Raw genomic sequence first — 19473 nt, 5'->3', positions numbered from 1 at the left:
TCGTGGCAAGAGGAGACGGGCAGCTGACGCACGAAATCGACCCCCAGGACCGCGGACCGCAGGACGAATGCGGTGTGTTCGGAGTCTGGGCCCCCGGCGAGGAAACCGCCAAACTCACATACTTCGGGCTCTACGCTCTGCAGCACCGCGGACAGGAGTCCGCGGGAATCGCTGCCAGCAACGGCAAGCAGATCCTCATCTACCGCGACATGGGCCTGGTCTCCCAGGTCTTCCATGAGCGCGATCTCGAGCTTCTGCAAGGCCATATCGCCGTCGGGCACACACGGTATTCGACGACCGGATCACCGTCGTTCGAGAACGCTCAGCCCACCCTGGGGCCGACTCCGTTCGGCACCGTGGCATTGGCGCACAACGGCAATCTGACGAACTTCGACGCACTCGAGGCCATGGCCGATTCCCGTCGCGACCACGCGACGAAGGTCGTCGAGGAGGCCACGAAGAAGACGTCCCGCACCCGGCCCTTCCGTGATTCGTCGAACGACACCTCCCTGGTCACCGAGCTGTTCGCGACCGAAGAGGGTGAGAACCTCACCGAGGCGGCCCTGACCCTGTTGCCCCATGTCGAAGGGGCGTTCTCGCTGGTCTACATGGACGAGCACACCCTCTACGCCGCCCGGGACAGGCACGGGGTGAGGCCCCTGTCGCTGGGACGGCTGGAGAACGGCTGGGTCGTGGCCTCGGAGACCGCGGCGCTCGACATCGTCGGTGCGAAGTTCGTCCGCGACGTCGAACCCGGAGAGCTCATCGCCATCGACGAGGACGGTCTGCGTTCGCACCGCTTCGCCGAACCGGACCAGGCCCGCTGCGTCTTCGAATACGTCTACCTCGCGCGTCCCGACAGCATGCTCGCCGGCAAGAACGTCCACGCTGCGCGCACCCAGATGGGCCGGCAGCTCGCCGAGGAGTACCCGGTCGACGCCGACCTCGTCATCGCCACTCCCGAATCCGGAACGCCGGCGGCCGTCGGCTATGCCGAGGCCTCGGGCATCCCGTTCGGCCAGGGGCTGATGAAGAACGCCTATGTCGGACGCACGTTCATCCAGCCCTCACAGACCCTGCGGCAGCTGGGCATCCGCCTCAAGCTCAATCCGATCCGGGAGAACATCGAAGGACGACGTCTCGTCGTCGTCGACGATTCGATCGTGCGCGGAAACACTCAGCGGGCGCTGGTGCGCATGCTGCGGGAGGCCGGAGCGGCAGAGGTCCACGTGCGCATCTCCTCCCCGCCGGTGAAATGGCCGTGCTTCTACGGCATCGACTTCGCCACCCGGGCCGAGCTCATCGCCAACGGACTGACGACGAACGAGATCTGCGAGAACCTCGGTGCCGATTCTCTGGGCTATATCTCTCTGGACGGCATGATCGCCGCCACCCAGCAGGAGCGCAGCCAGCTGTGCACCGCCTGCTTCTCGGGCGAATACCCGATTCCCGTCAACAACACCCCCGCCGACAAAGGATGCTGAGTTGAGTTCCGACGCGAACCCGAAGTCCACCACCTATGCCGCCGCAGGCGTCGACGTCGAGGCCGGAGACCGCGCCGTCGAACTCATGAAGGCCGCGGTCTCGGCCACCCACAACTCCTCGGTCGTCGGTGGGATGGGCGGATTCGCCGGACTCTTCGACGTCTCCGTGCTCAAGGACTTCGAGCGTCCGCTGCTCGCCTCGTCGACCGACGGTGTGGGTACGAAAGTCGCCATCGCTCAGGCCATGGACAAGCACGACACCATCGGCTACGACCTCGTCGGTATGGTCGTCGACGACATCATCGTCTGCGGTGCCCGGCCTCTTTTCATGACCGACTACATCGCCTGCGGCAAGGTCGTGGCCGAACGCATCGCTGATATCGTGCGCGGAATCGCCGACGCCTGCGCCTCGGCCGGAGTCGCACTGGTCGGCGGGGAGACCGCCGAACACCCGGGTCTGCTCGGGGTCGATGAGTACGATGTCGCCGGTGCCGCCACCGGAGTCGTCGAGGCCTCGAAACTGCTCGGCCCGGAAAAGGTCCGTGCCGGGGACGTGCTCATCGGTCTGCCGTCCTCGGGCATCCACTCCAACGGATACTCGCTGGTCCGCCACATCATCGCCGAGGCGGGATGGGGCCTGGATACGCATGTGTCGGAATTCGGGCGCACCCTCGGTGAGGAGCTGCTCGTTCCCACTCATGTCTACACCGGCGAGCTCGCCGCTCTCTTCGACGCACTGCCCGACTCGGTGCATTCGGTCTCGCACGTCACCGGCGGGGGACTGTCGGCCAATGTGGCCAGGGTGCTTCCGCAGGGCCTGGTCGCGAAGATGTCGCGTGCCTCGTGGGAGATCCCGGCCGTGTTCTCCGTGCTCGGCGACCTCGGAGGAGTGCCGCAGGACGACCGGGAACGCACCTGGAACCTCGGCGTCGGCATGGTCCTCGTCGTCGACGCAGCGTCGGTCGATGGTGTGCTCAAGGCGAGCCCCGGAGCCTGGGTGCTCGGCGAGGTCGCCGCCGATGACGGTTCTCTGGCGACCGATCCCTACTATGTGCAGGGCGCCAAGGGCGTCGACGGCGGCGCCGCGATCCTGCAGTAATGGGTCGCGTGCCTCGCGCAGCCGGCTGGCCTGGTCGCGGGGCATCCCTCACCGTTAGTCTCGCCCTCTCGGCGCAGAGGCTTCGCACACCGTTAGTCTCACACCCTCGTGTTCCTGCACGGGGGTGTGCTGCTTGCGGTGCGTGATGGCCGCGGGAGTGGAGGAATTGCACTCAACGGTGCGTGATGCTCCTCGGTCACAGCCGCCTCGGCGAGGGGATGGAACTCGAGTTCGCGGTCATTCGGCGCGGTTACGCATGGCGGTCGCCGCCTCGGCGAGGGAATGCCCACGAGCGAACGGACCGGCGGGCCCACGACCGTCTGTGCGCACGACAGAGGGCGGGGACCGAAGTCCCCGCCCTCAGTGCGTGTCAGATCAGCCGTGTGCGGCTGGACTCATCCGAGATCAGTTCTCGTACTCGTCGTCATCGTCGACGTTGTACTTGTCGGCGTAATCCGAGTAGTCGGGTTCATCGTCGTACGGATCGGACGGACCGGACTTGCTCGCGTCGGCGCCCAGCTCCTGCTGGAGTCTATTAAGGTCGGTATCCGGGCTGTAGTACTTCAGCTTCCGAGCTACCTTGATCTGCTTTGCCTTTGCGCGGCCGCGACCCACTGGCGTGACCCCCTCCGTCGTCAATGGGGCGAATGGCCCCGGACTAGATCTCTGCTATGCGCTTAAATCCTACCTGTTCATACTGGGAAGTTCCATTTTGTGAGTGGACCTTGGATAGGCTGAACCCATGGCCTACCGTCGCGATTATGTCGTCACCCTGCGGATCTTCGAACCCCTTGTGGTGCATTCCGAATTGCAAGACAGGCAGGTGGAGGACAACCGGTCACGCATCGAGGAGCAGATCTCCCACGACGCTGACAAGCGCTTGATCTCCCTGCCGCCTTCGCCCGTGGCTGATTCCTTTCGGCGCACTCCGATCTACCTTCCAGCGTCTCAGACCGCGGACGGAGTGGACCGTTTCTGTCCTGCTCAGGAAGACATTCGTGGATGGGAGGCGCTCGATTCGCTGGCCGAGCACACCTCGAAGGCGACCTTGGACATCGTCGCTCCGAAGTCCGCTCGCCGACGTGCCGCCAGCCGTCGTGCGGAGTGGCTGCAGGACGCCAAGGACACGCGGATCTTCACCCGCGTCTCTGCCTGGGACGTGCCCCCGTCGTGGTGGCTGTTCTTCTCTCTGACCGAGGATCAGATCATCACCGAGGAGACCGACGAGGGCCTCCGGGTGCTCATCCGTACGGATATCCTGGCCGCCTCGGCGCGCATGGAATGGGCCTCGGAGACGATCGCGGACACCTCGAAGGTCGTCGATATGGTCGAGCAGACCTCGGTTCTGGCCGAGTGGATCGACACCTTCGACATGAACTCGGTCCTCGAACTCGACCTCGGCGGGATGTCCGATGTGCTGTGGCCGAGCGAAGCCGCGGAACTCGTGGACTCGTGGGTCACGGCACTGAGCAACAACGATTCCGAGTCAGCGGTCGCCGCCTTCCAGAAGTATGCGGCCGGCTGGGAGCAGCTCAACCTCTACGCCCGCAGCTCCTGACCCCAATTACTACCTGACGGGGGCTGAGCAACCTGGCGCCAGGTTGCTCAGCCCCCGTCAGGTAGTAAGAAGGGCGGATAGGATTGTCTGCGAACGAGCCGCACCCGAGAGGACGAGTCCCGCAAGCGTATGGAAGAGAAGAAGCGCCGTCTCCTGACGAGCCAGGACCCAGCTGCTCAGGGGCCTGACCCCGCCGGTGCGTCCGATGGCCCCGGCGCCGGTGAGTCCGCGACCGACATCGCCAGGTCCGCTGGTACCCCGAAACCCGCGACCCGGGTGAAACCGCTGTCGAAGGTCTCCATCGGCTGGCGCATCGTCGTTCCCGCCATCGCCTTCGTCATCCTCACCTGCGGACAGTTCCTCAACACGAACGACTTCTTCCCGCTCGGATCGCTCACCCAGTACGCCACCGCCAAAGACCTCAACGGAACCGTGAACTCCACGTGCATCGAAGCTCAGTTCCCCGGCGAGGACGAACCGCGCCGCCTCGGGTTCAATGCCGCGACCGTCGGCATCGAACGCGGTGACGTCGAATCCCAGCTCGACCGGGTCATCGCCCACCCCGAGCTCCTGCAGTCGATGGCCGACTCGTACGTCCGGCTGCACCCGGACGAACCGAAGCCCGAAGCGATGATCCTCTGCCGCACCACCACACAGCTGAAGAACGGCCTGGCCGTCGGCGAACCCGAACAGACGACGCTGGCGAAGTGGGAGGTCCGATGAGCAGCATCCCGACCCTGAGGTCGACCCCCACCGAGGCGGCCCCCACAAATCCGTTCCTCCGCTGGTTCATGCCCGAGGTCCCCCTCGCTCGGGTGGCCGTGTTCCGTGTCTTCATCTACCTGTTCATCATCATCGATGTGCTCACGATCTCCGGTGATGTCATCGCCCACGGCTGGACGCCCGAGTTCTACCAGCCACTGTGGCTGGCCCGGTTCCTCCACATCCCTGCTGTCAGCGTCCTCGGTGCGCAGATCCTGCTCACCCTCATCATCGTCTTCTCGCTGCTCGCCGCCGCCGGAATCCTTCAGCGCCTCAGCGGCTGGGCGGTGGCGCTCAGCTTCGGCGCGTGGATGTTCTACACCCAGGGCTACGGTTACGTCGCCCACGATCATATGGCGCTCGTCATCGCCGCCTTCGTCCTGCCGACGATCGGAACGGCGCGCTTCCGGGACGTCGGCACCGCCTCGGCGCGGGCCGGCTGGGCGCTGCGGATGGTGCAGATCTCCGTCGTCCTCACCTACTTCTACTCGGTGGTGATGAAGTGGATCGCCTCGGGCAACATCACCCACTGGGCCAACGGTGCGGTCATCATCTGGGCGCTCATGCGCCGCGGCGCCGAATGGTCGAAACCGTTCCTCGAGATGCCCGGCCTCCTCATCGCCGCGCAATGGGCGACACTCGTCTTCGAGTTCCTCTCACCCGTCGTCCTGTTCCTCAAGCGCAAGTGGCTGTACGGGGCCGTGGCCTTCTTCTTCCTCTTCCACCTCATGACCTACCTGGCGCTGGGCATCCACTTCCTGCCGACCGTCATCTGCTGGGCGGCGTTCCTGCCCCTGGAGAAGCTCGTGCCGAAGCGCTTCACCAGCACGGGCACCGCCTAATCCGCGGCGTCGTCGACCCGGCTGAGCGCGCTGATCACAGCACGCACCGCGACACGTTCGGCCGTGTCCGGACGCATCACGGCTACGATCCAGCGTGTCGTCGTCACCCCCGTCAGCGGCACCAGTGACAGTCCCGCATCTCGCGGCGTCGTGAACCGGGGAAGGAGCGCGACCTGGTCCGAGGAGGCGACGATCGCTTCGATGAGCCGGTTGTCCCGGATGCGTTGGACAACGTCGAGGTCGCGACCGGTGAGATGCTCGATCGAGGTGAGAATCGTGTCGAAGGGGTATCCGCGGGGCACTCCCACCCAGCGACAATCGACGACATCGTCCGGGGTCAGCTCGGCGCGATCGGCAAGCCGATGGCCGATGGCGAGGGCCACGTCGATCGGTTCGCGGGCGAGCGGGACGACGGTGAGTCCGTCGGTACCCAGGGGGCGTTCGGCGACGAGGCTGTGTGCGACGACGATATCGACATCTCGGGTCAGCCCCGCGAATTCGTGCTCGGCGAGGTCGACATCGTCCATGCGCAGATCGATGTGAGGGTGGTCCTCCCGCAGCCTGCGCAGCGCATCGGGGAGGAGGTGTGTGAGCGCGCTCGGCAGCCCGGCCAGGGCGATCTCTCCGACAGCTTCGCCGAGGTGGCCCTCCCATTGGGCCTGCACCCGGGCAAGCGTGCGGGCCACGTCCCGACCGCCGTCGGCGAGCAGTCGTCCCGCGGCTGTGAGCGTGAGTCCGCGACCGGCGGGTTCGACGAGAGCATGGCCGATCTCGCTCCCGGCCTGCCTCAGCTGCTGAGAAACGGCCGACGGGGAGCGATAGGTGACATCGGCGACGGCGGTGACGCTGCCGTATTCGTCGAACAGGCGCAGCAGCTCGAGATGCTTCGGATCGATGACCATGAAGCCATGCTACAGAGTCAGTGAAGCACTCTGCGATTGTGCTTCACTGTTGTCGAAGTTGAGAATGGGGCCATGTCATTCAAGCACTGTCTGCTCGCCGCCTCGGTGGCGGTGATGTGGGGACTGAATTTCCTCGCCATCGATCTCTCCCTGGCCCAGTTCCCGCCCTTCTTCCTCGTGGCTCTGCGCTTCGCCCTGCTCGCGGTTCCCGCGCTGATCTTCGTACCGAAGCCCGACGTCAAAGCGCGGTGGATCATCGGCTACGGACTCGGCTTCGGACTGCTGCAATTCCTCTTCCTCTACTGGGCGATGGCCGCCGGCATGCCCGCGGGACTCGCGTCCCTCGTCCTCCAAGCCTCGGGCCCCTTCACGGTGCTGCTGGGCATGACATTCCTGCGCGAGAGGGTCCGCGGCTCGCAGATGCTCTTCCTCCTCATCGCGATGGCCGGCCTCGCGGTCGTCGGCTGGCAGCGCTTCGACTCGCATGCGAGCTTCCTGCCCTTCCTCCTCACCCTCGCCGGCGCCTTCGGCTGGGCGATCGGCAACATCTGCAACCGGCAGGCTCACACCACTGAGCCGATCAAGCTGACGATGTGGATGTCGCTCGTCCCGCCCGTGCCGATGCTCGCCCTCTCCCTTGCGGTCGAAGGACCCGACCGGGTCGGGGCGTCGTTTTCGGGACTGACCACCCCAACCGGACTTCTTGCCATCGCTGGGCTGATCTATACAGTGGTCATCGCGACGATCCTCGGTTCGGGCGTGTGGTCGTGGCTGATGTCGCGCAACCCCGCCGGAGTCGTCGCCCCCTTCTCGATGCTCGTGCCCGTCGTCGGAATGAGCGCGGCGTTCGTCTTCCTCGGCGAGCGGGTCACCGTCGGCGAGCTGTGCGGGGCCGTCCTCGTCATCATTGGGGTCCTCGGCGCGGGTTTGAAGGCCGCGAAAGGGGCGCGGATTCTCGCCGCCGCTGAGGCAGTCGTGCCGGTCAGCGCGCCAACGGAGGATTCGACGCGGGCGATTCCATCAGGGCCAGTTGACAGGTGTTCGCGTAGCCTGAGGTCATGACCGCCGATGATGCGCCTCCGACCCTTCATGACGACCGCCTGTCCGCCGAGGATCTGCTCGCGTCCCCGCGGGGATGCTCGCTCGTGTTCGGGCTGGCCCTCGAGCAGGTCGAGAGTTTTCCGTGGACTGGCGATGAAGAAGCCCCAGGCGCGGAGGCGGTGGTGCGCAATCTGAGGTGCCTGTGCCCGATTGCGCCGACTTGGAGTGCAGTTAAGGAAGCCATGTCCGACGTAGTCGACGCTGCAGTGTATTGGCAGCCTCCTGATGATGACGATTGGGGGACCGCGGAAATCGGCGAGGTGCGCGAGGCTCTGCGTCCCTTCGCCGAGATGCTCGTTTCCACGGGCTTGCTAGATGCCTGGTCTAAGCCACTCGATCCCGATGATCAGTGGGCGCTGGGCTGGGACGACAAAGAACTCAATGAAGTCAATGGACGCCACACAGGACTGCCCGCGGTCTTCGACCTCGAGACAGGCCCGACGGATGAGCGCATAGAAATCACTCTGACCGATCTATACCCGCCTCTTGACGAAGACGAAACGAGGCTCCCCTGGGGATTGGACGAGTGGCTTGCAGATGTCCTCACCACGGAAACCCGTTACCGTCACGATTTCGCCAAGAACCCGTATATGGAGCTCAGCGGCGAATGGTGGTCGACTCCGCCAGACGGGCTCTGGTCGTCGACGGGGACCTGGCCGGACGGAACCCTGATCGGCGTCGAACTCGTCGAGGACGATTTCGGTCTCGAGCGTGCCCGAGCCTGCCGTCTGCGACTGCGCCCGGACGCTCGCATCGCCGAGATCCGGACACCCGAGGATTGGGCCGATCTGTGCCGCCGCTACCCGCTCGACGTCACCGCCCAGCGCCGCTATGTCTGGTCCGAGACCACCGGGCGCAAGGGCCGCTGGGTCATCCCCGACTGGTCACGGGTGGCCGAGGAATTCGACGGTGTCCACGTCGGTCTGGCCGGCTATCTGCGCACGGCCGGTGCGGTCATCGACGTGGCGGAGGGCCGCCTCGGCGAGGAATCGGAGACCATCCCCACGGCAGGTAACACGGACGATCGGACCGCGAGTCTCGTGGCGGGCTGGCACCCGGATACTACGTACTGGCTGAACAACGTCATCGAGGCCGTCACCGAGGTGGCCGAATGGCACTATGACAGCGACGCTGATCGGTGGGTGCGGGACTGACCTCGGCGCGACCCGAGAGTTCGGTCAGTCGGCGAGTAGCGCGCCTCGGACAGTCTCGACGGCACGAGGTGCGACGCGGTCGTCGGTGAGCAGCAGAATTGTGCGCTCTGTTCCTGGGATGAGCCTGCGGAAGACGACCTCGTCGGTATCGGCCGGTGGAGTCGAATACGCCAGACACGCGAGAGCGAGGCCGCCGACGACGAGGCTGAGCTGAGTGAGGGGATCGGCGACGAAATGCCGGACGTCGAGTTCGATTCCGCGGGTGCGACCCGCCTGGACGAGGGCTTCGTGGTCGCGGGAATCGCGTGCGCAGGTCGACCAGACTTCGGCGGCAAGATCCGTGATGTCAACGTCCGTCACCGAGGCCGTCCAGTGACCGCTCGGCGCGGCCACATAGGCGGTCTGCCTCGTCAGGTCGGTCGAGACGATCCCTGCCGGCAAGCTCAGCGGGGCGTTCGTCCACGATTCGGCGATGACGATGTCGAGGTGCCCCGCGGCCAGGCGCTTCAGGTGGTCATCGGTCTCGCCGTCTTCGATCGACACGGTCATGTCCGGATGAAGGCTGCCTAACTGAGCGAGGCGCGGGGCGAGCAGGTCGCGGATGCTCGAGGCGATCGCACCGATCTTGACAGTCCCCGTGACCTCGTCGTGTTGGAGATCGTTCTCGGCGCGCTGCATGAGCTCGGTGACCTGCCGGGCGTAGTCAGCAAGAGTGCGGCCGGCATCAGTGAGGCGAAGGCCGCGCCCATCGGCCACGACCACGTGCGTTCCGGCTTCTCGTTCAATTCGGCGCAGCTGCTGGGAGACGGCGGGCCCGGTGAGGTGGAGCAGCGCGGCGGCCTGATTGACCGATCCGGTTCTCGCCACGGCGTCGAGGATCCGCAGCCGCGACCATTCGAGTCTCATCGTTTCGTCCCCACTTTCGGTAAGCAGTACTTATCAATACTAGGTTGGAATAAGAACTAGTGCTGAATGGTCAAGTGGCCATAGCGTCGAAGTATGAGTCAGACACCAACCCCCGCAGCCATCTCCTCGGTGCTCGCCGGAGCGCTGTGCCTGTCTGCGTCCGCTATCATCGTCAAGCTTGCCGATGTCGACGCGGCGACCACCGCGGTGCTTCGCTGCGCCATCGCCGTTGTGCCCCTCATTCCACTTGCGCTCGCCGAAAGACAGCGACAGGAGAGCCTGAGCCCGAGTGGTTGGCTGTGGTCGCTTGCGGCGGGCATTGCGCTCGGCATCGACTACAGCGCGTGGACCGCATCGATCTTCCTCGTCGGAGCGGGCGTCGCGACGGTGCTCATCAACGTCCAGGTCATTGTCCTGCCGCTGCTCGCTCTCATCATCGATCGCGAGCGCATGGAACGGAGATTCCTGATTGCGCTGCCGATCATGATCATCGGGATCGTCCTCGTCAGCGGTGTGGGCCTCAGCGAACTCGGCATCGGGCCGAGCGCATCGGCGGCAGGGCAGGGCCGCCTCGGCGGGGTTCTTCTCGGGCTACTCGCCGGAATCGGATACGGAACGTACCTCTTCCTCAGCCGCAGAGCCACACGGACGCAGTCGGATCTCGCGCTCCAGCCGCTGACGTGGGCGACGGCGGCGGCCGCGGCCACGTCGACGCTCATCACCCTCTTCTCACGGGGACTTTCGGTCTTGGATATCAGCGGGCGTTCGTGGATCCTGCTCATCGCACTCGCGCTCGTCGGACAAGTCGCGGCGTGGCTGCTCATCCATCACGGAAGCGGTCGGCTGCCTGCCGAAGTCACGGCGAGCCTGCTGCTTGTTCAGCCGGTACTCGCGCTCGCTCTCTCGACAATGGTGCTCGGGGAAAGGTTCGGTCTCGGACAGATCATCGGGGCAGCCGTCGTCGTCGGTGGAGTCGCGGTCTCGAGCGGGCTCGTGCGCAGGCCCGGTGCTCGACCGGAAGGGTCCTAGGTCAGTCGCCCGGTGACAGGCTGGGTGCCTCGTCGATGCCGAATCGGGTTTTGAGAGCCCGGCGCGCGGCGAACCAGCCGTTCATCCCGTGCACGCCCGGTGCCGGCGGGGTCGCTGCCGAGCACAGGTAGGCACCGGGCACGCCGAGGCTGTAGTTGTCCCAGCTGGTGCGCGGGCGGGCCATCATCCGGTAGAAGGAGACGATGCCGGTGGCGATGTCCCCGCCGATGTAGTTCTGGTTGTGGCCGGCCATCTCGGAGGCGGGGATCGCGTTGTGCGCGACGATGCGGTCGCGGAAGCCCGGGGCGAAGCGTTCGAGCTGGCGGGTGATGTACTCGGTCGGGTCGAGCGGGCAGTCGAAGGGCACGTGCGCATACGTCCACAGCGGTCGCAGGCCGTTCACCTCGCGGGATGGGTCGAAGACGGTCGGATCCGAGACGAGGCACACGGGATCGGCGGGCATGCGACCGGACATCACCTGTGCCTCGGCGGCGGCCATCTGCGCCCGGGATCCGCCGATGTGGATAGTGCCGGCACGGCCGACCTCGGGGTCGGACCAGGGGACCGGTCCATTGAGGACGAAGTCGACCTTGGCAGCGGCGTTGCCGTGTTTGAAGCTGCGCAGGGCTTTGTCGACGTGGCTCGGGATGAGGCCGGAGAAGATCTGCGCGGCGTTCAGCGCCGAGGTGTCGAGCATGTAGGCGCGGGCAGCGGGCATGTCCGATACGTGGTCGATGCGCGCATCCGTGTGCACGGTTCCGCCGTGGGCTTCGAGGTCGGCGACGAGGTAGTCGATGATCGACTGCGATCCGCCGATGGGGGAGGGCCAGCCGCCCGCGTGGGCGACGGTCGAGAGCATCGTGGCCGTGGCCGCGGTGCCCATCGCCGGCAGCCCACCGATTGCGTGCGCGGCGACGCCGGTGAACAGGGCCTGGGAGGATTCGTGGGAGAGCGGAATGTTCCACGCGGGACTGGCCTGGGACAGGAGCCGCAGGCCGAACTTCACGACGTTCGCGATGCCGGGAAGATCGCGCAGGGTCTCTGGCACAGAACGTTTGTCACCGAGGGAGAGCCAGATCGCGTCATCGACCCGGTCGAGCAGCGGAGCGAAGAAACGCCGCCATTCCGGTCCTGCCGCGCCGAGGTGGTCGACCGTCTTTTCGAGATCGTGGAAGGCCAGCGCGGCGGGTTTGCCGTCGAGGGGCTGGGCGTAGGAGATCTCGGGGGTGGTGAACTCGAGGCCGCGGGCACGCAGGTCGAAGTCGACGAAGAAGGGGCTGGCGATGGCCAGTGGGTGGACGGCCGAGCAGATGTCATGAGTGACGCCGGGGGCCAGACCGAGGTCGAGGGTGCGGGCGCCGCCGCCGATCGTCGGCTGAGCCTCGTAGACTTCGACGCTCAGCCCGGCACGGGCCATGGTGACGGCGGCGGCCATGCCGTTCGGGCCGGATCCGATGACGACTGCATCTACACCTGTGCTCATGGGGCCAGTCTAGGTCAGTGAGATGGACGGCTGCGGTGTGCGTTCCCTGGCGGCTCAGTTGTCGTACACGTTGTCGAAGAAAGCGCATTCGAGGTCGACGGCGTGCCGCCACACGCGGGTCAGGGACTCGGCGGCTTCGGCGTCGCCGGAGGGGAAGACGCGTTCGAGTTCGTCGACGAGGAACTGCACCCACCCGTGAAAGGCCTCGCCTCGGTGGAGATCGATCCAGCCTCGGTGAATATGTCGCGGCGGCATGTCCTTCCGGGACTCGGCCCAGTCGAGATAGAGCCATTCGGCGACAACGAGGACGACGAGCAGCTGCGGATACGACGCCGAAGCGACTGACGAGTCCATGAGATTGCGGAACCCAACCGTCGGGGCGGTCAGTTCCGGGTGGAGATAATCGGCTGTATCGACTCCCAATTCGGCGAAGGAGTCGACGAAATAGGTGTCCTCATCGGCGACGAGCATTCCCAGCTGTCGGGCGAACCGCAGCTTCGCCTCGAGTTCATCGGCGTGGGCCACGCACGCGCCGAGCATCGACAGAAACTACTCGAAGAACTGATAGTCCTGCACCAGATAGTCGCGCATCACTGCGTCGTCGATGCTGCCGGCGAACAGTTCCCGGACGAACCGGTGATCGACCGCTCCCGCCCACTGCCGGCTGGTCGAACTCACCAGTGCTGATACAGCTCCGTCGGCGTCCACGGTGATCGATGTGTCGAAATCTGTGGTGGTCATTGCTTGTCCACTCCCTCCGCCGGTGCTCACCGGATCAGGTTCAAAGGGTCTGCATGCGCACTCTCAGCGCCGGTCCTTTCGGCGCTCCCCTGTAGCACTTCGACACTATCATCGGGATAAGGTGTGCTGTCAGAGCGAACGGGCCAGGGCCGGCAGATCAGGGCCGGTCGGGCCCGGACCGGCGGATCAGGGTCGGCCGTTCCAGATCGCGATTGTCGAGCACCCATGTGGCGTTTTCCCACGGAGCAGCCTCGGCGAAGTAGAGTCGCTGACCACCGACGTAGCGGCGATTCGACTCATCCTCGGGATCGGCATCGAAGGCTCCGGCAAACCGCTCGTTTCCTCGCGGGACCGAGACCTCGAAGGGAACATCGACCCACACGCTCGCATCCCAGAGGTCCACAAGCTCGGGCCGGTGGAGGAAGATTCCGTCGATGAGGAGGACGCAGTCGTTCGGCAGATTCCGAGGTTCGGGCGCAATCGGCCGATCCTTGTCGACGTCCCACACGGCTGGAACGACCGTGCCGCCTCGTCGAAATGGTTCGACGACGGAATCGACGAAAGCTCCGTAGTCATAGGAACGGCGATAGAAGGTGTCTGGCCCCTTGCCTTGGGCGTAGCGGATCGCCCGAGGGTGGTGGAACCCGTCGATGCTGATGGCGGCGACCCGGCGGTCGGAACCATGTCCAGGAACGTCCGCAGCGGTCTTGGCCAAATTCACGAGCTCGTGAGCGAGCATCGTCTTCCCCGCACCGTCGACCCCATCGAGGGCAATGAGCGCACGACGCCCTGGCCGGACTGCTCGCAGTTCCGCCAGTAGTTCCGTGAGCACGCGGGCGCGGGACCTCACCGGGCTGCGGACCCGGCGGGGGATACCGACTGTGGGGCCGCCTCGGCGAGGGTGTCGGCTATGAAATCGGCGATCCGATCGGCGGCCGGCTGCCGACCGGCCAGCTGCTCTCCGGATTCGACGGCTGGGTTGTAATTCGTGTTCGTGTTGATGTCATAGACGACCTGCCGGCCATCGGCGGTCTCGATGAACTCGACGCCGGCGATCTCGATGCCGAGGTCGGCCAACAACGTCTCGAGCCGAGCGATGAGCGGTGTTCCGGCCGTGATCTCCTCACGGCGGGCGAACTGGGGGACCGCCTCGACGTCGGGATCGGCCCCGGCACCCGGAATCGTGCAGGCATCGGCCGGGCACAGCTCGAATGACCCACCTGAGACGTCGACGCGCACCGCATAGTGGAAGCGTCCGCCGATGAATTCGGCACGGGTGATGAACGGCTGGGCAGGCTGCACATATTCCTGGATGAGGGTGATGCCGTCGATCGGCGCATTCGCTCCACCGGGCGCGAACTCATCGGCGACCGCCTCGAGCTCGGCGTGGGAGTCGAAGCGACGCACACCGAGGCCCTTGCCGCCCTGATTGTGCTTCGTGATGAATGGGGGAGTGAAGCCGGCCGCGGCGTCGACGAGCGCCCGCGGTCCGAACGCGGCGGCGGTGCGCGGAACATCGAAGCCCCGGCCGGCCAGCTCGCGATGCTGGCGGACCTTGCTCACCTCGAGCTCGTAGACATCGCGACCGTTGATGACTCGGCGGCCGGCGGCGGCGAGCCAGTCGAGGACCGCACGCCCGTACTCCTTCACATGCGGATCGGTCCGGGTGTGCGCCGACGCAGACAGCCGCGACCAGAACACCCCCTGTGGGGGCTCGGCGGCGAGATCGATCGTGGTCTCGGGCAGCAGCCATTCGACATGGGCGACGCCGAGGCGGTCGAGCGCATCCGTGAACGGAGCGATCCATTCCGGATTGTCATGGATGACATAGACCGACGGACCGTCGCCGACGGGCAGGGCATGAGAACTCATCGCGAACCTTCATCGTGTGGAGCCGGTGCGGCCGAGAGTACGCGGAAACATCGGCGGATCTGCTCAACAATCCTACGCCCTGGTGTCCAGCCCTTCGCTGTGTCAGTGCGGCGGCGTAGACTCGGGGCATGGCTATCGCAAAGCAGCCCGTTGTCGTGCTCGACGCCCCTGACGCCGGTGAACTCGCAGAGTTCTACGGCAAACTCCTGGACTGGTCGGTCACCGTCGAAGAAGACGGCACCTGGGCAGAAGTCGTCTCCAACTCCTGGCCGCCGATCTGCATCCAGCAGGTCGAGGACTACCACGCACCCAGCTGGCCCGGGCAGGCCCACCCGCAGCAGATGCACCTCGACGTCATGGTCGATGATCTCGACGTCGCCGAGGAAGCCGTGCTCGAGATCGGCGCAGGCAAGGCCCCGGAGCAGCCGGGAGAGACGTTCCGAGTGTTCCTCGACCCGGCTGGCCACCCGTTCTGCCTGTGCAAGGGATGACCGGCCCCGCCCAGAGCTGATCCGGAGAGACCATCGGCGCTGACACGCGCCGGCTCAGACCAGGTCGGCCTCCTCGTTGAGCTCCTGGGCGAGGTCCTTCGCCTCTTCCTTCGATGCCGCCGACGGAGTCGAACCCCACAGCGGACGACGATTGCTCTCAGGCACGAAGTGGATCGTGACGAGCCCGATGACTCCAGCGGCCATGAGGTAGATCGCCGGCCACATGAGGAATCCGGTGGCGTTGATGAGCGAGGTCATGACGAACGACGTCGTGCCGCCGAACAGCGAGATCGAGACGTTGAACGCGATCGCCAGTGCACCGGCGCGGACCATCGTCGGGAACAGCGACGGCAGAGTCGAGGGCATCGTAGCGCTGAAGCAGATGAGGCTGAGCCCCATGATGAGCAGGCCGAGGAAGACCACGAAGTCGTTGTGCCCGCGGATGAGCCACAGTGACGGGAACGAGAGCACGATGAGCGAGAGCGCTCCCGCGCGCACAACGGCCTTGCGGCCCAGCCTGTCCGAGAGCTTGCCGATGACCGGGATCAGCGCCAGACAGCAGGCCATGACGATGATCTGCAGGACCTGCGAGGTCAGTTCTGAGACTCCGCCGCTGCCCTGGAGGTCTTCGACCATCGGGAAGTACACGGGAATGAAGGAGGTGAGCATGTAGTTCGTCACGTTCCAGGCCAGCACCAGACCACAGCAGGCCAGCAGGTTCGGCCACAGCTTGAAGATCTTCTTGAACTCGCCCTTAGCGTGGTTCTTCTGCTCCTCCTGTTCGGAGAGCTTCTCCATCTCCTTGTAGGCAGGAGTATCCGCGAGCTTCGTGCGCAGGTAGACGCCGATGAAGCCGAGAGGCAGAGCGACGAAGAACGGGATCCTCCAGCCCCACGACTCGAGGAACTCGGGAGTCGAAACAGCCTGCATGATCGTGGCGACGAGTGCACCGAGGACGTAGCCGGTGAACGTTCCGACCTCGAGCAGGCTGCCGAGGAAGCCGCGGCGCCGGTCGGGTGCGTATTCGGCGATGAAGGTCATCGCATTCGAGTACTCGCCGCCGGTGGAGAAGCCCTGGAGCAGACGGCAGGCCAGCAACAGGAACGGTGCCCAGAGGCCGACGGTCGCATAGTCGGGGATGACACCGATGAGGAAGGTGCCGGCGGCCATCATGATCATCGTCATCGCCAGCACCTTGTTGCGCCCGATCTTGTCGGCCAAAGGGCCGAACACCAGACCGCCGAGCGGACGGACAAGGAAGGCGACGGCGAAGAGTCCGGCGACGATGACGGTCCCGATCGGTCCTGAGTCCTCCGGCAGGAAGATTCCCTCAATCACGACGGCGAGGTAGCCGTAGACACCGAAGTCGTACCATTCGGTGATGTTGCCGATGGCCGCGGCGCCGATGGCCCGCTTCGTGACGTCGGGCTTGGTCACTGTGATCTCTTCCGGCCGCCACCGCCGGCGGACATTATCCGGTCCGAACATGTCCCTCCCTCCGATTGCCGGTGAGAGGCTTGCGGGAACGCGACCCGGGCGCGAATCCACAGAGTGTGAGAATCACGCGCAGTCGTCTCCGCGAGCCCCTCATCGTTCTGGTTGATGTCGTTGTTCTCAGCCGGGTCGCCCCGACGAAAAACACCACTCAAGGCTAGTCCTCTCAGCTCTCATGGCAACCCCGATTGCGCGGGAACCCCCGATTCCGAGGTTGTGAACAGCTCGTCGCAGGTCCGTCTAAAGTGGTTCTATGCGCCTTCTCACCAGCTTTGATGATCGTGATCCCGTTCCCTGGGCCAACGGTGCCGGGGAGACGACCGAGCTCGTCTCCCCCGCCGACTCCGAGAATCTGACCCCGCTTGCGCGGCCGTGGCGACTGAGCATCGCACGGCTCGATCGCACCGCCGAGTTCTCCGTCCTGCCAGGGATGGAGCGCACCTTCCTGCCCACCGCCGAGGTGGTGCTGTCCGTCGACGGTCGAACACACCGCATTCCCCGGCTGACTCCGCTGCGCTTCCGCGGGGACCGAGCCGTCGTGCTCACTGAACTGGGTGAGCCGTGCTTCGCAGTCAATCTCATGGTCGCTCAGTCGGATTCGGTCGACCCGCCTCGGCGAGAGCTGGCGATGATCGGCCCCGACGAGGAACACGCAGTGAGGGCGGACGACGGCGCCGCCTTCCTCCTCACCCTCGCGTCGAGCCCGGACCGCCCGCGTTTCCAGCTGTTCGAACTCACCGGTTCCGACGGTCCGGCGGACCGCCTCGGCGGAGTCCTCCTGCGTTGAGGGAAGACGGGGCCCACACCGCTGGGGAAATGGTGTGAAGCGCGTGTCTGCCGCATCACACCGGTCGTCGTTTTCGCAGGTCAACACGCCTATCCGCGGTCGGGTGGGTCAGCGATCTCCCAGACTGCGAGGGGGTGGGTCAGGATGCCCGCACACTCGAGTCCGATACTGGTGAGAAGTACGTGTTTATGGAGGACCATTGGCATCGAATCACGGCGAAACCGACCAGACGGACAAGCAGCGGACGACTCCCGGCAGTGAGGCTCCGACGAGCGCGCCGCGGCACTCTCAGACTCTGCCGCTCATCACCGAGGAGATCGCGGAGAGGCCTCGTGCCGAGGCGGCGCCGACCGAGCATGTCACTACTCCGGTGATGCCGCCCAATCCGATCCGCATTGACGATCGGACCGGAGCAAGTCCGGCGAGGAGTGTGTCGGCGGAGACCGTGGGCACCGAGGACGGGCAGCGGACCGCCTCGATGCCGTCGGGGGACGGAAGCCAGGCGGGAGAAGCGACTGGCGGTGACGACGAGAAGAAGTCCGAAGGGCGCATTTCGGCCACCCAGCTGATCGCGGGTGCCGGTGCCGCGGCGACCTCCTCGGTCATCGGCGGTCAGCTCGGCGTCGCCGGCACCGTCGTCGGCGCGGGCATCGCGAGCATCGTCACCGGTCTCGCCGTCACCCTCTACGGCCGCAGCCTCGACAAAGGCAAGGAGAAGATCCAAGAGGTCGGCTCCAAGCTGGCCCCGGCCGTCAAGGCGAAGATCGCAAAGAACCCCACCGCGAAGACCGCAGCTGTCGATCAGACACTTGCCGAGGATTCGGCCTTCGCCCCGCCGGAGCCCACCGGTGGCCATGCGACTGCATCAGCCGCCTCGGTGCCGCACGACAGAACAGCCGAAGACGGCGACAGCAGTGAGACCGAGAGCGAGCCCCGCTCCTGGTGGCAGAAGCTGCGACGCAAACGGATCCTCTACCCGTTGACGATCGGCGTCGCCGCCTTCGGAATCGGACTCGGCGCGGTCGTCGTGGCCGAGAACTTCACCGAAGCCGATATCTCACCAGGCACCTCGCAGATCTCACGATCGGTGACCGGGCAGTCGACGAACGACGAATCCGTCACCGACGACGGGGCCTCGGACTCCGGAAGCAGTGGAAACGAATCGTCGAGCGGATCCGGGTCGGGCGCCGACGGCGGTCAGAGCTCATCGAACAGCGGATCGAACACCCAGAACGGTCAGTCCACCTCGGCGGGGGAGACCGACACCGAAGGTGGGGCCGAGGGGCAGGGCTCTCAGGGCACGGACACGACGACGGGCACGAGCGATTCCACCGGCAGCTCGACGAGCACCGACGGCACCGAAACGAGCAGCGGTTCCACCTCGACCGATGGCACCGGCAGCACCGGGGACACCAGCGGCGGGACAAGCAGCAGCACGGGCTCCGGATCCGCCTCGGACGGTTCGGGCAGCGGTTCCGGCAGCGGCTCGTCGGGTTCGGGCGGATCCGGAACCGGCGGTTCCGGCGGTTCCGGTGGTGGGTCGGCCGCCTCGGCGGAGGGGTGAGCCGGACAACGTCGAGGACGGGAATTTAGACAGCCCACCCTTGGTTGTATGAAGTAGAGAACATCGCTAGGTTGAAACCAACTCCGACAGTGTTCTGCCGAAGTCGGGATAACGAGACTGGGCGAACGGCGCTCAGCCGATCGATCAGCTGCACCGGCGGGAACCGCATCTCACCGGTGGCCGTGATCGCGGGCTGGGCGACGA

Annotated in this window: 20 protein-coding genes and 1 riboswitch; of the genes, 11 read left to right on the top strand and 9 right to left on the bottom strand. The window is 65.7% G+C overall.

Features of this window, described 5'->3' with window-relative positions:
• Positions 1 to 2: 2 nt before the first annotated feature.
• The gene (purF, locus tag HIM68_RS18630) at positions 3 to 1484 is read left to right on the top strand and encodes an amidophosphoribosyltransferase (RefSeq protein ID WP_139470412.1); all 1482 of its coding nucleotides are present in this window, start codon (positions 3 to 5) and stop codon (positions 1482 to 1484) included.
• Between the two features lies 1 nt (position 1485).
• Positions 1486 to 2583 carry a phosphoribosylformylglycinamidine cyclo-ligase gene (purM, locus tag HIM68_RS18625; RefSeq protein ID WP_172175325.1) on the top strand — a complete coding sequence of 366 codons (1098 nt, stop codon included), beginning with the start codon at positions 1486 to 1488 and terminating at the stop codon, positions 2581 to 2583.
• Positions 2584 to 2988: 405 nt separating this feature from the next.
• Here purM and HIM68_RS18620 read toward each other — a convergent pair whose 3' ends face one another.
• Positions 2989 to 3198, bottom strand: coding sequence for a DUF3073 domain-containing protein (locus HIM68_RS18620; RefSeq protein ID WP_139470410.1), 210 nt, complete (start codon positions 3196 to 3198; stop codon positions 2989 to 2991).
• A gap of 127 nt (positions 3199 to 3325) precedes the next feature.
• Between HIM68_RS18620 and HIM68_RS18615 the strand changes: the two genes are divergently transcribed.
• The 3 genes from HIM68_RS18615 to HIM68_RS18605 all read left to right on the top strand — a co-directional run bounded on the left by HIM68_RS18615 (position 3326) and on the right by HIM68_RS18605 (position 5745).
• Positions 3326 to 4141, top strand: coding sequence for a hypothetical protein (locus HIM68_RS18615; RefSeq protein ID WP_172175322.1), 816 nt, complete (start codon positions 3326 to 3328; stop codon positions 4139 to 4141).
• A 129-nt stretch (positions 4142 to 4270) separates the two neighbouring features.
• Complete coding sequence (locus tag HIM68_RS18610) at positions 4271 to 4864, top strand: hypothetical protein (protein WP_172175319.1); 594 nt, start codon at positions 4271 to 4273, stop codon at positions 4862 to 4864.
• On the top strand, positions 4861 to 5745 hold the full coding sequence (locus tag HIM68_RS18605) for a hypothetical protein (protein WP_253904071.1): 885 nt from the start codon (positions 4861 to 4863) through the stop codon (positions 5743 to 5745). The genes HIM68_RS18610 and HIM68_RS18605 overlap by 4 nt, the downstream gene beginning before the upstream one ends.
• Here HIM68_RS18605 and HIM68_RS18600 read toward each other — a convergent pair.
• A complete protein-coding gene (locus HIM68_RS18600) occupies positions 5742 to 6647 on the bottom strand; it encodes a LysR family transcriptional regulator (protein WP_216657269.1) in 906 nt (301 codons plus the stop codon). The genes HIM68_RS18605 and HIM68_RS18600 overlap by 4 nt on opposite strands.
• Positions 6648 to 6719: 72 nt before the next feature.
• On the opposite strand from HIM68_RS18600, the gene HIM68_RS18595 reads away from it, so the two are divergent.
• Positions 6720 to 7709 (top strand): EamA family transporter, encoded by a 990-nt coding sequence (locus HIM68_RS18595; RefSeq protein ID WP_172175313.1) that lies wholly within the window; start codon positions 6720 to 6722, stop codon positions 7707 to 7709.
• Positions 7706 to 8902: a hypothetical protein gene (locus tag HIM68_RS18590; RefSeq protein ID WP_172175311.1), complete on the top strand. Its 1197-nt coding sequence runs from the start codon at positions 7706 to 7708 to the stop codon at positions 8900 to 8902. Before HIM68_RS18595 ends, HIM68_RS18590 begins: the two co-directional genes overlap by 4 nt.
• Before the next feature lie 24 nt (positions 8903 to 8926).
• On the opposite strand, the gene HIM68_RS18585 is transcribed toward HIM68_RS18590, so the two are convergent.
• A complete protein-coding gene (locus HIM68_RS18585) occupies positions 8927 to 9808 on the bottom strand; it encodes a LysR family transcriptional regulator (RefSeq protein WP_172175308.1) in 882 nt (293 codons plus the stop codon).
• Positions 9809 to 9901: 93 nt separating this feature from the next.
• Here HIM68_RS18585 and HIM68_RS18580 point away from each other — a divergent pair, with 93 nt between their 5' ends.
• On the top strand, positions 9902 to 10837 hold the full coding sequence (locus HIM68_RS18580; RefSeq protein WP_172175305.1) for a DMT family transporter: 936 nt from the start codon (positions 9902 to 9904) through the stop codon (positions 10835 to 10837).
• A 1-nt stretch (position 10838) separates the two neighbouring features.
• Here HIM68_RS18580 and HIM68_RS18575 read toward each other — a convergent pair whose 3' ends face one another.
• The 5 genes from HIM68_RS18575 to HIM68_RS18560 all read right to left on the bottom strand — a co-directional run bounded on the left by HIM68_RS18575 (position 10839) and on the right by HIM68_RS18560 (position 14933).
• Positions 10839 to 12320 carry an NAD(P)/FAD-dependent oxidoreductase gene (locus HIM68_RS18575; protein ID WP_172175302.1) on the bottom strand — a complete coding sequence of 494 codons (1482 nt, stop codon included), beginning with the start codon at positions 12318 to 12320 and terminating at the stop codon, positions 10839 to 10841.
• A gap of 54 nt (positions 12321 to 12374) precedes the next feature.
• Positions 12375 to 12860 carry a TenA family protein gene (locus HIM68_RS18570; RefSeq protein WP_253904070.1) on the bottom strand — a complete coding sequence of 162 codons (486 nt, stop codon included), beginning with the start codon at positions 12858 to 12860 and terminating at the stop codon, positions 12375 to 12377.
• 9 nt (positions 12861 to 12869) lie between these two features.
• Positions 12870 to 13061, bottom strand: coding sequence for a hypothetical protein (locus HIM68_RS19125; protein WP_253904069.1), 192 nt, complete (start codon positions 13059 to 13061; stop codon positions 12870 to 12872).
• Positions 13056 to 13162: riboswitch (TPP riboswitch) on the bottom strand. It overlaps the preceding gene by 6 nt.
• A 56-nt stretch (positions 13163 to 13218) precedes the next feature.
• Entirely contained in the window at positions 13219 to 13893 is a 675-nt protein-coding gene (locus tag HIM68_RS18565; protein WP_367647588.1) for a uridine kinase, read from the bottom strand.
• A 14-nt stretch (positions 13894 to 13907) separates the two neighbouring features.
• On the bottom strand, positions 13908 to 14933 hold the full coding sequence (locus HIM68_RS18560) for a RimK family alpha-L-glutamate ligase (protein WP_172175299.1): 1026 nt from the start codon (positions 14931 to 14933) through the stop codon (positions 13908 to 13910).
• Positions 14934 to 15061: 128 nt separating this feature from the next.
• Here HIM68_RS18560 and HIM68_RS18555 point away from each other — a divergent pair, with 128 nt between their 5' ends.
• Positions 15062 to 15424: a VOC family protein gene (locus tag HIM68_RS18555; protein WP_139469148.1), complete on the top strand. Its 363-nt coding sequence runs from the start codon at positions 15062 to 15064 to the stop codon at positions 15422 to 15424.
• A 54-nt stretch (positions 15425 to 15478) separates the two neighbouring features.
• On the opposite strand, the gene HIM68_RS18550 is transcribed toward HIM68_RS18555, so the two are convergent.
• Entirely contained in the window at positions 15479 to 16861 is a 1383-nt protein-coding gene (locus HIM68_RS18550; protein WP_229664224.1) for an MFS transporter, read from the bottom strand.
• Positions 16862 to 17171: 310 nt separating this feature from the next.
• Here HIM68_RS18550 and HIM68_RS18545 point away from each other — a divergent pair, with 310 nt between their 5' ends.
• Together HIM68_RS18545 and HIM68_RS18540 are read left to right on the top strand one after the other, a co-directional pair.
• Positions 17172 to 17705, top strand: a complete 534-nt coding sequence (locus tag HIM68_RS18545) for a HutD family protein (RefSeq protein WP_172175296.1) — start codon at positions 17172 to 17174, stop codon at positions 17703 to 17705.
• A 199-nt stretch (positions 17706 to 17904) separates the two neighbouring features.
• Positions 17905 to 19269 (top strand): hypothetical protein, encoded by a 1365-nt coding sequence (locus tag HIM68_RS18540; protein ID WP_172175292.1) that lies wholly within the window; start codon positions 17905 to 17907, stop codon positions 19267 to 19269.
• The last annotated feature ends 204 nt before the right edge of the window (positions 19270 to 19473 follow it).

The sequence above is a fragment of the Brevibacterium sp. CT2-23B genome, assembly GCF_013168765.1.
Lineage (GTDB): Bacteria > Actinomycetota > Actinomycetes > Actinomycetales > Brevibacteriaceae > Brevibacterium > Brevibacterium sediminis.
Note: the sequence above shows the minus strand (reverse complement) of the source record. Positions and strands in the feature narration are given on the sequence as shown.

Bases quoted from the DNA above. Each gene is read 5' to 3' on its own strand.
- HIM68_RS18615 (WP_172175322.1), top strand. From the start codon at position 3,326: ATGGCCTACCGTCGCGATTATGTCGTCACCCTGCGGATCTTCGAACCC.
- HIM68_RS18610 (WP_172175319.1), top strand. From the start codon at position 4,271: ATGGAAGAGAAGAAGCGCCGTCTCCTGACGAGCCAGGACCCAGCTGCT.
- HIM68_RS18605 (WP_253904071.1), top strand. From the start codon at position 4,861: ATGAGCAGCATCCCGACCCTGAGGTCGACCCCCACCGAGGCGGCCCCC.
- HIM68_RS18600 (WP_216657269.1), bottom strand. From the start codon at position 6,647: ATGGTCATCGATCCGAAGCATCTCGAGCTGCTGCGCCTGTTCGACGAA.
- HIM68_RS18595 (WP_172175313.1), top strand. From the start codon at position 6,720: ATGTCATTCAAGCACTGTCTGCTCGCCGCCTCGGTGGCGGTGATGTGG.
- HIM68_RS18590 (WP_172175311.1), top strand. From the start codon at position 7,706: ATGACCGCCGATGATGCGCCTCCGACCCTTCATGACGACCGCCTGTCC.
- HIM68_RS18585 (WP_172175308.1), bottom strand. From the start codon at position 9,808: ATGAGACTCGAATGGTCGCGGCTGCGGATCCTCGACGCCGTGGCGAGA.
- HIM68_RS18580 (WP_172175305.1), top strand. From the start codon at position 9,902: ATGAGTCAGACACCAACCCCCGCAGCCATCTCCTCGGTGCTCGCCGGA.
- HIM68_RS18575 (WP_172175302.1), bottom strand. From the start codon at position 12,320: ATGAGCACAGGTGTAGATGCAGTCGTCATCGGATCCGGCCCGAACGGC.
- HIM68_RS18570 (WP_253904070.1), bottom strand. From the start codon at position 12,860: ATGCTCGGCGCGTGCGTGGCCCACGCCGATGAACTCGAGGCGAAGCTG.
- HIM68_RS19125 (WP_253904069.1), bottom strand. From the start codon at position 13,061: ATGACCACCACAGATTTCGACACATCGATCACCGTGGACGCCGACGGA.
- HIM68_RS18560 (WP_172175299.1), bottom strand. From the start codon at position 14,933: ATGAGTTCTCATGCCCTGCCCGTCGGCGACGGTCCGTCGGTCTATGTC.
- HIM68_RS18555 (WP_139469148.1), top strand. From the start codon at position 15,062: ATGGCTATCGCAAAGCAGCCCGTTGTCGTGCTCGACGCCCCTGACGCC.
- HIM68_RS18545 (WP_172175296.1), top strand. From the start codon at position 17,172: ATGCGCCTTCTCACCAGCTTTGATGATCGTGATCCCGTTCCCTGGGCC.